We start from the raw sequence: 13765 nt of genomic DNA, 5'->3' as shown, positions 1-13765 counted from the left end.
CCGCAGGAAATGCGCGCGCGCCAGCCGGAGCTGCCGAAAATGGTGCCCGCCGGCCCCTACAACCCGCTCGGCGCAAGGGCGCTCTACCTGTCGCGGGACGGGCGCGACACGCTCTACCGCATACACGGCACCAACGACCCGTCGGGTGTCGGCTTCGACGGGACGTCGGGCTGTTTTCGTCTCACCAACACGGATGTGATCGATCTCTTCAAACGCGTCGCGGTCGGCGCAAAGGTGGTGGTCCAATGACGATGATCAGCGAACCGGACATGCCGGCGATCGATATCGGAAACCAGGAACAGCGCGAACCGGTTGCCACCGGGAAACCCAGCAAGGCAAAGACGATCGGCGTCATCGTCGCCGGTGGCGCGCTTCTGATCACCGCGGTCAACATGGCGGCCGCGGTCTATCTCTATCGGGGCATGAGCGACCTGCGTTTCGTCGAGGCGCGGCTGGAGCAGCTCGGCGCGTTCGAGCAGCGGATCGCGGCCCGGCTCGACACGGTCAACAACGGTTTTCAGAGCCGGTTCGAGAAACTGGACAGCCAGTTGCAAGGCAGCTTCAACGAGATCGATGCCAGCATTGCCCGGCTGGGGCGGGATGTGCCGGTCGCCGGCGGCGAGGCTATGCCGGGTGCGGAAGAACCGTCCGAGATCGCCACCAGCACGCTGGCGCAAGCGCCCGAAGCCCTCGACGGAGAGAGCGCGAGCGAACCCGGCGTCATCGAGGCGCCCACACCCAGGAGGAGAATCGCATCGGCGTCGCCCCCTGCTCCAAGCTCCAACTACCAGCGCATCCAGCAGCCCGACGGCAAGGTCTATTACCGCCGGATCAACTAGATTTCGGGCGTGGCTGAACGAAGGCCGCTTGGGCGAGTCTAAAGATCGCGCTGCAGCGCCAGGATGCGAATGGCCCGGACGGACCGCTCCCGCACCTCGGTGAGGAAGGCGATGTGGCAGTAGGCACAGGCCACGAGGCCCAAAAGCAGCACCAGGCTGTTCTTCAAGGTGAAATCAACCGTCAGCGCGAATGGAAAACCGCTGGGCGAGGTGAATACGGCGATCGTGCTCGCCGTTTCCGAATGGCTGCCGACCGCGATCATCAGCCCGGCGAAAATCAGGGCGATATGGTTGGCGAGGAAGAAGAATGCCGACCGCTTGGTGTGGCACGACATCCAGCAGACGATCGATGCGGCGGCAAGGATGGCGGCTTCGAAAGCCATTGAACCGCCCAGCCAGACATCCACCTGCTGCCAAAGCACCGTCGACAGAGGGCGCAGTTCAAGCCATAGCCACCATGCGGTGGGGCTGGCTGGATAGGCGCCCAGCAACAAGGTCGCCAGGCGCTCCCCTGCCAGGACCGCCAGAATGAGAAACGGAAAGGCGAAAAGCAGAAGCGGCTGGCGTTTCATGTTCCCTCGACAATCTGCAAGCCAGGATAGACCGCATAGATTGCTCAAGGCTTAACAACCCTACTTCCGGCCCTCTCCCGATTGCGAGCGTTCGAGGACGGCGAAGAAGATCACGGTGAGCAGAAGGACGATCAGCAGCAGCACGAACGCGGCTGCCGCGCCTTCGTTGAGCGAAAGGCCGAGAAAGGCACGGCGATAGGCAAAGAAGCTCAGCACTTCGGTCGCATTGCCCGGCCCGCCTTTGGTCAGGACATAGGGCAGATCGTAGGTCCGGAACTCATTGATCAGCTGGATGATGATGGTGATCGCCGCGACCGGCCGAAGCATCGGCAGGGTGATGTAGAAGAATTGCTGCCAGCCGCGCGCGCCGTCCACTTCAGCCGCCTCATAGGGATCGCGCGGCAAAGCGGCGAGCCCCGCGGCCAGGATCAGCACGACGAAGGACATTTGCTGCCAGATGTCGATCGCCGCCATCGTCCAGAGCGCCATGCCTGGCGTGCCCAGCCAGTCGAGGCGCGGCAGGCCGAATGTTTCCATGAGATGATTGGCGATGCCGAGATTGGGCTGGAGCAGCATGCGCCAGATCAGGGCGACGCTGATTGGCGACATCGCCATGGGAATGGTCAGAACCGCGAAATAGACCGGCTTCATCCGGACCGTCCGGTTGAGCATCAGGGCGATGCCCAGACCAATCACGAATTCGCCGACCACCGTCACCGCCGAATAGCGCACGGTGAGCCAGAGCGCGTTCCAGAACAGCTCATCGCCGATCATCGAGGCGAAATTCTTGAACCCGACAAGCGGCAGAAGCTGCGGCTTGATCAAGGTCATCGAGGAGATCGAGAGGATGCAGGCATAGGCCAGCGGAAAGCCCATCACGATTGCCAGCAGCAGCAGGCCGGGCAAGGCAAAAGCCCAGCCGGTCCGCCACTCGCGGCCACGGGCAGCCCATCCTTTTTTGATCGCATTGTGCATCGTAGCCGAGCCTTGGTCGGTTGCTGATCTCGTCAAGATCCGGGTCTGGTCAAGATCCGGCGCGGCTGACACCGCCGCGCCGGATCTCCTTGCCGAGCCGGACCGCTACTTGTCGAGAAGCCCCTGCAGGCCGTCGGAAGCCGCCTTCAGCGCTGCCTCCGAAGTCGCCTGGCCGCCAGCCGCCAGCGAGAGCTGGGTACCGAGCAGATCCTCGTATTGCGCCGAATAGGTGAAGATCGGGAACGACTTGCCGGTCGCCACCACATCCTCGGCGGTCTTGTAGAAGGGATATTTCGCCAGCACCGCCGCATCGGCATAGACATCGCTGCGCACGGGCGCGTGGCCCTCGAGCGCGCGCTTCACCGAAACCTCCTTGCTCTGCACCCACTGGATGAAGGTCCAGGCGGCTTCCTGCTCTTCCGGCGACGTGTTCTTGGGAATGCCCCAGCCCCAACCGCCGCTTTCGCCATGGCCACCCGGCATCACCGACAGGCCGACCTTGCCGGCGACCGTCGGACACTTCACGGCATCGTCCATCTGCGGCAGCATCCACCAATAGGTGACCATGCTGAAGGCCGAACCGCTGCACATCAGGCGCATGGTGTCATCGAGCGTCGCCGACACGGCACCCTGCTGGGCGCCATGCTGGATGTTGTCGACATAGAGATCGAGCGCCTTCTTGGCCTCTGCCGTGTCGAGGCCCGCCTTGCCGTCGGCATTGAGATAGCTGCCGCCGGCGGAGAACAGGTAGTTGGAGAATTCCATGCTGTTGGGATCGCCGCGCTGGCCCTGCATCGCGGCTCCGGCGACGCCGGCATTGGCCTTCATGAATTTGGAAATCGCCACATAGTCTTCGAGGGTCGTCGGCAAAGCGAGTTCCTTGCCGGTTGCCGTCTTGTAGGCGGCCTTGAGCTTCTCGTCGCCGATCAGGTCCGTGCGGTAGAGGAGGCCCATCGAGTAGTTGTACATGGGCACCAGGAACAGCTGGTCCTTGGTTCGACCGAGCAGGTCAAGCGTCGAGGGAATGAAGGGGCTCAGATCGTATTTGGATTTCTCGACGAAGGGTTTCAGGTCGGCCAGCCAGCCGGCCGCCGGAAATTCGCCGGCCCACAGGAAGTCGACCTCGAGCACATTGTAGTAGCTCTGCGACGCGGTCAGCTGCGACACCAGCTTGTCGTGCATGTCGGGATAGCCGATCTTCTCGAACTCGACCTTGATGCCGGTCTGCTTCTCGAATTCGGGCAACAGCGCTTCGATGATCTTGGTTTCCGGCACGTCCTCCATCAAGGCGTGCAAGGTGATGGGCTCGGCCGCCCTGGCCGGAAGCGATGCGCCGACAACAGCTGCCCCGCTCACGGCCGTCATCAGCATTTTGATCAAGGTCTGCTTGTTCCAAGTCATAACTCTCTACTCCTCTTTCCCTCTGGACGCGGCGGTGATCCCGTCACGATTTCATAACCGGCTAGCGAGCCATGTCGGCTCTCGGAGCGGCCGGCCTATTTCACGCTGCCGAACGTCAAGCCCTGGACGATGAAACGCTGGATGAAGCGGGACGCCACGACCAGCGGCAGGATGGCAAGGACGACGCCGGCAGAGACCTTGGCGATCTGGACGCCATTCGAGGTCTGCAACGCGGCGAGCGCAACCGGTATGGTCGCCGTCTTGGGCCCGCTCAAAACCAGGGCAAACAAAAACTCATTCCACGCCAGGATGAAACCGAGCACGCCGGCGGCCGCGATACCGGGCATCGACACCGGCAGCACAATGCGCCAGAAGGCGCCCCAGGCGGTCGCGCCGTCGGTCATCGCCGCCCACTCCAGATCGACTGGAATGCCTTCGAAGAAGCCCATCAGGATCCAGGTCAGGAAAGGCAGGTTGAGCGCGGCATAGACGATGATCAGCCCGGTCAGAGAATTGCTGAGCTCCAGGCTTCGAAACAGCGTGAAGGTCGGCAGCACCAGCGCCACGGGCGGCAGCATTTGCGTCGCCAGAACGGCAAAACGCGCCCAACGACCGCCCGTGCGGAAGCGGGCGAAGGCATAACCGGTGGTCGCGGCAAAAGGCAATGCGAGCAGAACCGAGCCGAGCGCGACGATCAGGCTGTTGAGGTAGGACTGACCGAAGCGGCTCGACAGCAGCGCCGAATAATTGTCCGTCGTAAAGGCCGGCATCAGCTCGTTGCTGTAGGATAGCTGCTCGGGCACGAAGCTTGTCCGCAGCACCCAGAGCGGCGGCAGCAGCACGATGGCGCAGACGACAATCAGCCCGAAATGCAGGCCGAAGCGGCGACGAAAGGCCGGCCGCTCGTTTCTGTCCATGCTGGTCATAGCGTGGCCCCCATGAGGCTCGGCCGCGCGATGACCAGTTCGGTTTCGGGATCAAAGAGGTGCATCGGCAGCGGGTCGATGTAGAGTTCGACGATCGAGCCGACGGGCGCCGTGAAATAACGGCTCAGGCGGGCGGCGATCTCCAACGGCTTGTCGCCGCCGGCGGAGTGGGCATCATCCATGCCGGTGGCCTGACCGGCAATCTGGCCGATCAGGACGTTCTCGGCGCCGAGAGCCTCGACGGCCACGACCCGTACGGCAATCTTCTGCCAGTCCGGCTTGTCGGGGCTTTCGTGGAAATCCTCGGCCCGCACGCCCAGAATGACGCGGCGCCCGACACGCTCGCCATAGGCGTTGCGGTGGCGGTCGGGGACGGCAAGCACGGCACCACTGTCGGTCAGGACGGAGAGCCCTTCGCCAGGTGCGGGCTGAAGCGTGGCCGGAATGAGGTTCATCGGCGGCGTCGCCAGGAAGCGCGCGACGAAGGTGTTGACCGGATCGGCATAGACTTCAAGCGGCCGGCCGGCCTGGACCAGGCGACCATCGCGCATGATGCATATGCGGTCGCCCATGGTCATGGCCTCGACCTGGTCGTGCGTGACATGGACAATGGTACGGCCGAGGCGCCGGTGCAGCTTGACGAGTTCGAGCCGCATTTCGGCGCGCAGCTGCGCGTCGAGGTTGGACAGCGGCTCGTCAAGCAAGAAGGCCGCCGGTTCGCGAACGATCGCCCGACCGAGCGCGACACGCTGCCGCTGGCCGCCCGAAAGCGCAGCCGGCTTGCGGCCGAGAAGGTTCTGCAGACCGAGCAGGTTCGCGGCGTCCGCAATCTTGGCATCGATGACCGCTGCGTCGGTGCCGCGCATCTTCAGCCCGAAGGCCATATTCTGCCGCACCGACATATGCGGATAGAGCGCGTAGCTCTGGAACACCACGGCGACGTTGCGGTCGCGCGGCGCGACATTGGCGACGCTCTTGCCACCGATGCGAAGATCGCCGGAGGAGATACTCTCCAGGCCGGCAATCATCCGCAGCGTCGTCGATTTGCCGCATCCCGACGGGCCGAGAAAGATCACGAATTCACCGTCAGGAATGGTGAGATCGACCTCATGCACCCCGTAATTGCCATTGCCGTAGAGCTTGGAAACGCGATCGAGCTCGATAGACCCCATAGACTTTCCTCATGAACCCGTCTGGCCCGGCTGAACGCCGAAGGCCGAAGTCGAGCGAACGGTCATCTTAGAGAACAAAATATAACATTAAAAGCCTACCCTCTGATCATATGTGTTCACTTTTTTGGATGGCGCGTGCCAGCATCAGGATCCGGCTACAGCCGCCAAAAGCCGTCAGGTCATGTAGACGCCGCCGGTCACGTTGACGCCCTGGCCAGTCATGAAGCGGGCTTGATCCGAGCAGAGGAACACGACGACGTCGGCGACATCCTCCGGTAGCTCGAGCCGGCCGAGCGGCGTCTGCGCGATATAGTCGGCGACCACCCGTTCGGGCGTGACTTGCCGCAGATGCGCCTCCCACTCGACTTCTCGCGATTGCATGCCGGTCTTGACGAACCCCGGGCAGACGGCATTGACGCGTATCCCTTTGGGCGCGAGCTCGCGGGCAAAAGCTTGCGTCCAGCCGAGCACGGCGAACTTGGATGCCGAATAGTGCGCCAGGAGCGGCGCACCGACCTTCGCGGCAAGCGAGGCGGTGTTGACGATGCAGCCCGTTCCCTGCTTGACAAAATGCCGTCCAGCGATCTGATTTGCCAGGAATACACCGCGTGCATTGACCGAGAAGTTGAAGTCCCACTCCTCGTCGGTCAGATCGAGCGCGTGCTGCATGGTGGACACGCCGGCATTGGCAATCAGGATATCGCAGCCGCCTAGCGCTTCCAACACAGTGGCGAAGGCCGCCTCGACGGATTCACGACGGCGAACATCGACCGCAACAGGCGTAGCACCCCCGCCAATCTCCTCGGCCGCCTTGCGCGCCGCCTTGGGATCCAGATCACCGATCGCCACGGCGACACCCTGCCGTGTCAAGGCGGTCGCGATCGCCCGACCGATCCCCGCGCCGCCGCCCGTCACGAAGGCACGCTTGCCCGCAAGTTCGGCAAGCACTGGAGGAATGACGGAGACAGCCGGCATGGTCGTATTCTCTCTGCTTGATGGCGGAATGCGTTCTGTTGATATGAAGATGCATACCAATAAATTCGAACACTGCAAACATATTTTTGTTTGAAAATGTTTGATCATGCGATAGGGTCAAAACTGCAGACCGCTTCGTCAGCAGCTTACCCACCGGATAAATCGATGGCAGACGACACCGCCCCCTCTCTATCGCCCACGCACGGCGCACCGCGTGATGCCGATCGTCAGCGCCTTCTCGCGCACGATCGGCAGGCACGCATCCTGGCTTTGCTGCGCCGGACGGGGTCGCTCACCGTCGCTGCGGCCGCGGCCGAACTTGCCGTGTCCGACATGACGATCCGCCGCGATCTCGTCGAATTGGAACGCGAGGGCAGGCTGGTGCGAATCCATGGCGGCGCGATCGAGGCCGACACCCCGCCGCTGGTCGCCATGGACAGTGAGGAGCCGAGTTTCGATTCGCGCTTGCGCCAGCGCCGCGACCCGAAGACCGCGATTGCCGCAGCCGCGGCCGCGCTGGTCTCGGGATACCGCACGATCGCGATGGATGTCGGCACCACCACCTATCTGATGGCCGAGCACCTCAGGGACCTTCCGCATGCCAAGGTGTTCACCAACAGCCTCAGGATCGCGGCGCTGCTGAACGGCGGCGCGCCCGAGGTCTATGTTGCCGGCGGCCGCGTACGGGCCGACGAGATGTCGACCGGCGGGCCTGCGGCCATCGCCCAGTTCGAGGCGCTGTGGTTCGACGTCGCCGTGATCGGCGTCTCCGGCATCACGGCGGACGGCCTCTTCGATTATTCCTTCGATGATACCGATATGAAGCGCGCCTATCTGAGACGCTCAGGCACCAAGATCGTGCTGTGCGATTCCGCCAAATTCCTGCGCATGTCGCTGGTACGGATAGCGCCACTGTCGGACATCGACATCCTCATCACCGATGCCGAGCCGCCGGCCAAGATCGCCGCGGCGCTCGGTGCGGCCAAGGTCGACCTGCGCATCGCGCCGCCACTGACGCGCGACTGAGGCGCAACATTTTCACTTATTCCCAAGGAGAAGACTCGATGGTATTTGAATTTTTCGGCGACAAGAAGAAGGCTGTCATCTCGATGGCACATATCGGTGCCCTGCCGGGAACGCCCCTCTATGATGCCGATGGCGGCCTCGACAAGCTGATCGATGGCGTACTCTCCGACATCCGCAAGCTGCAGAGCGGCGGCGTCGACGCCATCATGTTCGGCAACGAGAACGACCGCCCCTATGTCTTCAAGGCGCCGCCGGAAGGCATTGCCGCCATGACCGCGATCGTCCAGGCGGTGAAGCCCGAGCTGAAAGTGCCGTTTGGCGTCAATTATCTCTGGGATCCGACCGCCAGCGTCGCGATCGGGGCGGCCACCGGAGCCCGTTTCGTGCGCGAGATCTTCACCGGCCTGTTCGCTTCCGACATGGGCCTGTGGGAGCCCGATTGCGCCGCCGCCTCGCGCCTGCGGCACAATCTTGGTCGCGACGACATGAAGCTTCTCTTCAACATCAATGCCGAGTTCGCACACTCGCTCGACCAGCGCCCGATTGAATTGCGCGCCAAGAGCGCGGTGTTCTCGTCGATGGCAGACGCGATCCTCGTTTCCGGTCCGATCACTGGCCAGCCGGCCGACCAGTCCCACCTGCGCAGCGTCTGCGAGACGATCAAGGACGTGCCGGTCTTCGCCAACACCGGCGTGAGCATCGACAATGTCCGCGATGTCCTTTCGCTGGCGAGCGGCGTCGTGATCGGGACCCATTTCAAGATCGACGGCAATACCTGGAACGCCGTCGACGGCGATCGGGTCAAGCGCTTCATGGACGTTGTCGCCACTTTGCGCTGAGAACGGCTTCACGGCGATGCCGGCCATCGCGCCGGCTCGCGGTGATCATATCGGTCGTTGCGGGCCGGCGTCCGGAATGATCGACTGGTATCGAGCAGCGGGACACGACGAGGCAGACAGGTTCGCCCGCCTACCCTTCCCGGCATTTCAATGGATTCGACATGGCGTTCGTTCTCGGTCTCGATATCGGCACCACCTCGACGATCGGTATTCTGATCCGGCTTCCCGATCAGGTGCTGGGCCTCGCCTCGCGCCCCGTCACGCTGCATTCCGAGCATGCGGGCTGGGCCGAGGAAGATCCCGCGCAATGGTGGACCAATGTCCGCGACATCGTGCAGGAGTTGCTCAGGACCAGCGGCATCAAGGCCGAAGAGATCGTGGCGGTCGGCACCACCGGCATGCTGCCGGCGGTCGTTCTTCTGGACGACCAGGGCGAAGTGCTGCGGCCGAGCATCCAGCAGAGCGACGGCCGCTGTGGCGCCGAAGTGACCGAACTGCGGACCGAATGCGATGAGGCGGCTTTCATCGCCAAGGCCGGCAACGGCATCAACCAACAGCTCGTCACCGCAAAGCTGCGCTGGATAGAACGTCACGAGCCGGAGGTGTTCAGCCGCATCGCCACCGTTTTCGGCTCCTATGACTATATCAACTGGCGCCTCACCGGCGAACGTGCGGTCGAGCAGAACTGGGCGCTGGAGGCCGGCTTCGTCGATGTTTCGACTCACCGGATCGACGATGATCTGGTGGCGCTCGCGCACATACCGCGCTCGGTCGTGCCCCGAAAGATCGCCTCGCATGAGATCCTCGGTTCCGTCTCGGCGAAGGCCGCGGATGAGACCGGCCTGATGGCGGGAACACCTGTCGTCGGTGGTGCGGCCGACATGATCGCCTCCGCGCTCGGCGCCGGGGTCGCCAAGCCAGGCGACGTCCTCCTGAAATTCGGCGGCTCGGTCGATATCCTGATCGCCACCGATCAGATCAAGCCCGATCCGCGCATGTACCTCGATTATCATCTGGTGCCGGGCCTGTTCATGCCCAATGGCTGCATGTCGACCGGCGGCTCGGGCCTCAACTGGTTCGTACGCAATTTCGCCGGCGGCGAGGTGGCCGCGGCACAGGCCAAGGGCATTTCGGTACACCAGCGGCTCGATGCGCTGGCGGCAGAGCGTCCCGCCGGTGCCGACGGCATCATCATCCTGCCCTATTTCCTTGGCGAGAAGACGCCGATCCATGATCCAGCGGCCCGTGGCGTGATCGATGGGCTGACGCTGTCGCACGATATCGGCCATGTCTGGCGCGCTTTGCTCGAGGCCTATGCCTTTGCCACCGCGCATCATGTCGAGGTGCTCAACGACATGGGCCACCGGACCGAGCGTTATCTCGCCTCCGACGGCGGCTCGAGCAGCAAGGTCTGGATGCAGATTGTCGCGGATGTCTTGCAAAAGCCGGTCCAACGCCTGACCGGGCACCCCGGCTCTTGCATCGGCGCTGCCTGGACGGCGGCGATCGGCGTCGGCCTGACCGACGACTGGTCGGGCGTTTCCGGTTTCGTCAGCTTCGCCGACCGGCTGGATCCCGACCCGCGCAAGGCTGACATCTACCGCGATGGCTATCGCCGCTATCGCGATCTCTATGCGCGACTGTCGGCTCCTGGCGCGACCAAAGCGGGATCGTCATCGTGATGTATCGCGCCGTCGCCTGGGACATCGACGGAACGCTGATCGACAGCGAGCCGTTGCATCATCGATCTCTCCTCGCCGGCTGCCGCAACTGGAACGTCGATCTTGACGACCTGCCCGACCAGGCCTTTCGCGGCATCCATATGGGCGACGTCTGGACAATGCTGCGTCCGCGTCTCCCAGTCGGGCTCGACCAGGCGGAGTGGCTCGCCGCCATCAATGCCCACTACGTCGCCAACCGGGCGGACGCCGTCCCGATTCCCCAGGCGGTCGAGACGATCCGGACCCTGGCTGACCGCGGCGTCCCGCAGGTCTGCGTGTCGAATTCCGGCCGGCAAGTCGTCAATGCCAATCTCGCTGCGCTCGGCGTGCTCGACCATATGAGTCTCACAATCAGCCTCGACGACGTTTCGGTCGGCAAACCCGACCCAACGCCCTATCGCGAGGCCTGCCGGCAGCTCGCCATAGCTCCTGGGTCCGTCGTGGCCGTGGAAGACAGCCGCACCGGCACCAAGGCCGCACGGGCCGCCGGTCTGTTCGTGGTTGGCTATCTCCCCAGCGGCGGCCTGCTCGGCGACGTCGATCTCAGTACCAACCGTCTGTCGTCGATCCTGGATCTGTTTCCCGTCTGAGGATTTGCGCGTCGCCACGTCCCGGTGTCGCTTGGCATACCGGTAGAGGATCGGGCCTCAGCCGGCTGGTCGAGCGAATGCCTTGGCAGGAACTGACGAACGAACGTTGGGCCGGTTCTGCTCGTTGGTATGCCGCTCAGTTTGTGCAGGCGACACGCTATTTGTTGTCAAAAGCTGCATATCCTATTTCTCGCATCGGTCAACGAAAAATTTCTCGCATCTCCACTGTATCTCATAGCTACCTGTTTTTCATCAATTTTTTAACCCAGCATGATCGACTTCGCGCCGACCATGCCAGAATCCTCTTGCGCCGAGGCTGAATTTTAGGCATTTAAGGATCTAGTTTGTATCTTTAACATGCAAAATTAGTCATCGGAGGATCTGAATGCGGCGTCTTGGTATCCATTCATTTGTCTGGACAAACGGCCTGACCCAGGAGGGCCTGGAAATGGCGCTCGCCAAGTCGGCGGAGCATGGTTACCGCCTGATCGAGTTCGCCTATCTGCAGCCCGAGAAATTCGACCTCGACCGCCTGGCGAAACAAGCCAAGGCGCTGGACATCGAGATCGTGGTCACGATGGGCCTGTCGGCAGATGCAGACGTCTCGAGCGAGGACAAGGCCGCCGTCGCCAAGGGAAAGGCGCTGTTGTCCGACGCGGTCAAGGCGGTCCGCGACATCGGCGGTATCCGATTGGGCGGCATTCTCTATTCGATGCACGGCAAGTATGACGGGCTGCCCACGCGGACCGGCTGGATGAACAGCGCCGATGCCATCGCCGCGACCGCCGAGGTCGCCAAGGATAGCGGCGTGCAGATCGTTCTGGAAGTGGTGAACCGCTTCGAGTCCAACCTCTTGAATACGACCGCGCAAGGCCTGAAATTCATCAAGGACACCGGCCGCGACGACGTCTTCTTGCATCTCGACACGTTCCACATGAACATCGAGGAGGCGAGCCAGGCCGATGCGATCCGTCTGGCCGGGGACAAGCTCGGCTATTTCCACTTCAACGAGAACTACCGCGGCTATCTCGGCACCGGTACGATCGATTTCGCGAGCATCTTTTCCGCCCTGGTGGACATTGGCTTCCACAATCGCGACTTCACCTTCGAGAGCTTCTCCAGCGCCATCGTCGATGAAGCCCTGTCGCGGGTATGCGGCATCTGGCGCGACACCTGGACCGACAACAATCCGCTCGCCGCGCATGCCAAGGCCTTCATCGAAAGCCGTTGGGAAGAGGCCGTGCGCCGGGCCGAGATCAACAAGGCTGCCTGAAGGCGAAAGGGCTGCGGGCCGACAAGCGCCCGCGCCATCTCATCCCGAGGAGGACGGGAAGATGACGCAGAACGAAGCTATCCCCAACGAGAACGGCGCCACTGCGCCGCTTCTCCTCAGCGCTGAAAATGTCGCGAAGAGCTTTGCAGGCGTTCCCGCCCTGGTCGGCGGGCGGATTCTGTTGCGCGCTGGCACGGTCAATGCCTTGTGCGGTGGCAACGGTGCCGGGAAGTCGACCTTCCTCGGCGTGTTGATGGGGATGCTGCGGCGCGACGCCGGATCCGTCGCGGTGAAAGGCCGGGAGGTGAATTTCTCCTCCCCCGCCGAGGCGCTCGATGCGGGTATCGCCATTATCACCCAGGAGCTTAGCCCCTTCCTGGACATGACCGTCGCCGAGAACCTCTATCTTGGCCGCGAACAGCGGCGCGGCCGCTTCTTCGTCGACGACAAGTGCATGCTAAGCGACGCGGAGGCGATCCTCGCGCGGTTGAAATTCAACATCCCCGCGGGTGCGCGGCTGCGCGATCTTTCGATCGCGCAGACCCAACTCGTCGAGATCACCAAGGCAATCAGCCGCCGCAGCGACATCCTGATCATGGACGAGCCCACCTCGGCCATTGGCGAGCGCGAGGCGCAGATGCTGTTCGACGCGATCCGCACTCTGACCGCGGAGGGCGTAGGCATCATTTATGTCTCGCACCGCCTGACCGAGATCTTCGAGATCGCGGACGATTACACGGTCTTCCGCGACGGCCGTTTCGTAGGCGGCGGATCGATTTCGGAAATCGACCGCAAGGGCCTGATCCGGTCGATCGTCGGCCGCGACCTGTTGGACCATCATCGCGAACCGAAGGATATCGGCCCGCAGAAACCCTTGCTCGAAGCCCGCGGCTTTGCGTCGAAGGGAAAGTTCGCCGACATCGACATGACCGTTCATGCGGGAGAGATCGTCGGCATATACGGGCTTCTCGGCTCCGGTCGCAGCGAGTTCGTGAATGCACTCTACGGAAACGAGCCGCGGGATTCCGGCCAGGTGCTGATCGAGGGGAAGCCCGTCGATCTCAAGACGCCTGCCGATTCCATCGGCGCCGGCATTTCGCTGGTCACGGAGGACCGCAAGCGAACGGGCCTGTCGCTGACCGCGTCGGTCGCCCACAACATCACCGTGGCCAACCTGCCGCATTATGCGCGCAAGGGCTTCATGAACGGATCGGCGGAAGCCAGGAGCGTGGTCGAGCACATCGAGCGCTTCTCCATCAAGACGGCGTCGCCGGACCTGCCCGTGCAATCCCTGAGTGGCGGCAACCAGCAGAAAGTTGTCCTTGCGCGCTGCGTCGACACCAACCCCAGGATCCTGATCTGCGACGAGCCGACACGCGGCGTCGACGAAGGCGCCAAGCGCGAGATCTACACCTTCCTCGCCAATTTCGTGAAGGCGGGAAACGCCGTGCTGATG

14 protein-coding genes are annotated in these 13765 nt (G+C 63.0%); 8 read left to right on the top strand and 6 right to left on the bottom strand.

Annotation, left to right across the window (positions count from 1 at the left end; translation table 11 throughout):
- Positions 1 to 249 (top strand): L,D-transpeptidase (locus EN943_RS27340; RefSeq protein ID WP_164778400.1); only part of this gene is annotated, 249 nt, incomplete at its 5' end.
- Between the two features lie 20 nt (positions 250 to 269).
- Positions 270 to 839, top strand: coding sequence for a hypothetical protein (locus EN943_RS27335; RefSeq protein ID WP_245476000.1), 570 nt, complete (start codon positions 270 to 272; stop codon positions 837 to 839).
- Between the two features lie 38 nt (positions 840 to 877).
- Here EN943_RS27335 and EN943_RS27330 read toward each other — a convergent pair whose 3' ends face one another.
- The 6 genes from EN943_RS27330 to EN943_RS27305 all read right to left on the bottom strand — a co-directional run bounded on the left by EN943_RS27330 (position 878) and on the right by EN943_RS27305 (position 6860).
- Positions 878 to 1411 carry a hypothetical protein gene (locus tag EN943_RS27330; RefSeq protein ID WP_127415370.1) on the bottom strand — a complete coding sequence of 178 codons (534 nt, stop codon included), beginning with the start codon at positions 1409 to 1411 and terminating at the stop codon, positions 878 to 880.
- A 60-nt stretch (positions 1412 to 1471) separates the two neighbouring features.
- Positions 1472 to 2386, bottom strand: a complete 915-nt coding sequence (locus EN943_RS27325; RefSeq protein WP_127395315.1) for a sugar ABC transporter permease — start codon at positions 2384 to 2386, stop codon at positions 1472 to 1474.
- A gap of 105 nt (positions 2387 to 2491) precedes the next feature.
- Complete coding sequence (locus EN943_RS27320; RefSeq protein WP_127415369.1) at positions 2492 to 3787, bottom strand: sugar ABC transporter substrate-binding protein; 1296 nt, start codon at positions 3785 to 3787, stop codon at positions 2492 to 2494.
- Between the two features lie 95 nt (positions 3788 to 3882).
- Positions 3883 to 4713, bottom strand: a complete 831-nt coding sequence (locus EN943_RS27315) for a carbohydrate ABC transporter permease (RefSeq protein ID WP_013530271.1) — start codon at positions 4711 to 4713, stop codon at positions 3883 to 3885.
- The gene (locus tag EN943_RS27310; protein ID WP_127415368.1) at positions 4710 to 5885 is read right to left on the bottom strand and encodes an ATP-binding cassette domain-containing protein; all 1176 of its coding nucleotides are present in this window, start codon (positions 5883 to 5885) and stop codon (positions 4710 to 4712) included. Before EN943_RS27310 ends, EN943_RS27315 begins: the two co-directional genes overlap by 4 nt.
- Positions 5886 to 6059: 174 nt before the next feature.
- A complete protein-coding gene (locus EN943_RS27305; RefSeq protein WP_127415373.1) occupies positions 6060 to 6860 on the bottom strand; it encodes an SDR family NAD(P)-dependent oxidoreductase in 801 nt (266 codons plus the stop codon).
- 165 nt (positions 6861 to 7025) lie between these two features.
- Between EN943_RS27305 and EN943_RS27300 the strand changes: the two genes are divergently transcribed.
- The 6 genes from EN943_RS27300 to EN943_RS27275 form a co-directional block, all read left to right on the top strand.
- Complete coding sequence (locus tag EN943_RS27300) at positions 7026 to 7886, top strand: DeoR/GlpR family DNA-binding transcription regulator (protein WP_127415367.1); 861 nt, start codon at positions 7026 to 7028, stop codon at positions 7884 to 7886.
- A 38-nt stretch (positions 7887 to 7924) separates the two neighbouring features.
- Positions 7925 to 8725, top strand: coding sequence for a BtpA/SgcQ family protein (locus tag EN943_RS27295; RefSeq protein WP_127415366.1), 801 nt, complete (start codon positions 7925 to 7927; stop codon positions 8723 to 8725).
- A gap of 161 nt (positions 8726 to 8886) precedes the next feature.
- Complete coding sequence (locus EN943_RS27290; RefSeq protein ID WP_127415365.1) at positions 8887 to 10407, top strand: FGGY-family carbohydrate kinase; 1521 nt, start codon at positions 8887 to 8889, stop codon at positions 10405 to 10407.
- On the top strand, positions 10407 to 11036 hold the full coding sequence (locus EN943_RS27285) for an HAD family phosphatase (RefSeq protein WP_127415372.1): 630 nt from the start codon (positions 10407 to 10409) through the stop codon (positions 11034 to 11036). Before EN943_RS27290 ends, EN943_RS27285 begins: the two co-directional genes overlap by 1 nt.
- 385 nt (positions 11037 to 11421) lie before the next feature.
- A complete protein-coding gene (locus tag EN943_RS27280; protein ID WP_127415364.1) occupies positions 11422 to 12309 on the top strand; it encodes a sugar phosphate isomerase/epimerase in 888 nt (295 codons plus the stop codon).
- A gap of 61 nt (positions 12310 to 12370) precedes the next feature.
- A partial coding sequence (locus EN943_RS27275; protein WP_164778399.1) for a sugar ABC transporter ATP-binding protein occupies positions 12371 to 13765 on the top strand: 1395 nt, incomplete at its 3' end.

Source organism: Mesorhizobium sp. M7A.F.Ca.US.006.01.1.1 (assembly GCF_003997935.1).
Taxonomy (GTDB): Bacteria; Pseudomonadota; Alphaproteobacteria; order Rhizobiales; family Rhizobiaceae; genus Mesorhizobium.
This window is presented reverse-complemented; position numbering and strand designations above follow the sequence as displayed.

Coding starts and splice junctions, on each gene's coding strand:
- EN943_RS27335 (WP_245476000.1), top strand. CDS start 270: ATGCCGGCGATCGATATCGGAAACCAGGAACAGCGCGAACCGGTTGCC.
- EN943_RS27330 (WP_127415370.1), bottom strand. CDS start 1,411: ATGAAACGCCAGCCGCTTCTGCTTTTCGCCTTTCCGTTTCTCATTCTG.
- EN943_RS27325 (WP_127395315.1), bottom strand. CDS start 2,386: ATGCACAATGCGATCAAAAAAGGATGGGCTGCCCGTGGCCGCGAGTGG.
- EN943_RS27320 (WP_127415369.1), bottom strand. CDS start 3,787: ATGACTTGGAACAAGCAGACCTTGATCAAAATGCTGATGACGGCCGTG.
- EN943_RS27315 (WP_013530271.1), bottom strand. CDS start 4,713: ATGACCAGCATGGACAGAAACGAGCGGCCGGCCTTTCGTCGCCGCTTC.
- EN943_RS27310 (WP_127415368.1), bottom strand. CDS start 5,885: ATGGGGTCTATCGAGCTCGATCGCGTTTCCAAGCTCTACGGCAATGGC.
- EN943_RS27305 (WP_127415373.1), bottom strand. CDS start 6,860: ATGCCGGCTGTCTCCGTCATTCCTCCAGTGCTTGCCGAACTTGCGGGC.
- EN943_RS27300 (WP_127415367.1), top strand. CDS start 7,026: ATGGCAGACGACACCGCCCCCTCTCTATCGCCCACGCACGGCGCACCG.
- EN943_RS27295 (WP_127415366.1), top strand. CDS start 7,925: ATGGTATTTGAATTTTTCGGCGACAAGAAGAAGGCTGTCATCTCGATG.
- EN943_RS27290 (WP_127415365.1), top strand. CDS start 8,887: ATGGCGTTCGTTCTCGGTCTCGATATCGGCACCACCTCGACGATCGGT.
- EN943_RS27285 (WP_127415372.1), top strand. CDS start 10,407: ATGTATCGCGCCGTCGCCTGGGACATCGACGGAACGCTGATCGACAGC.
- EN943_RS27280 (WP_127415364.1), top strand. CDS start 11,422: ATGCGGCGTCTTGGTATCCATTCATTTGTCTGGACAAACGGCCTGACC.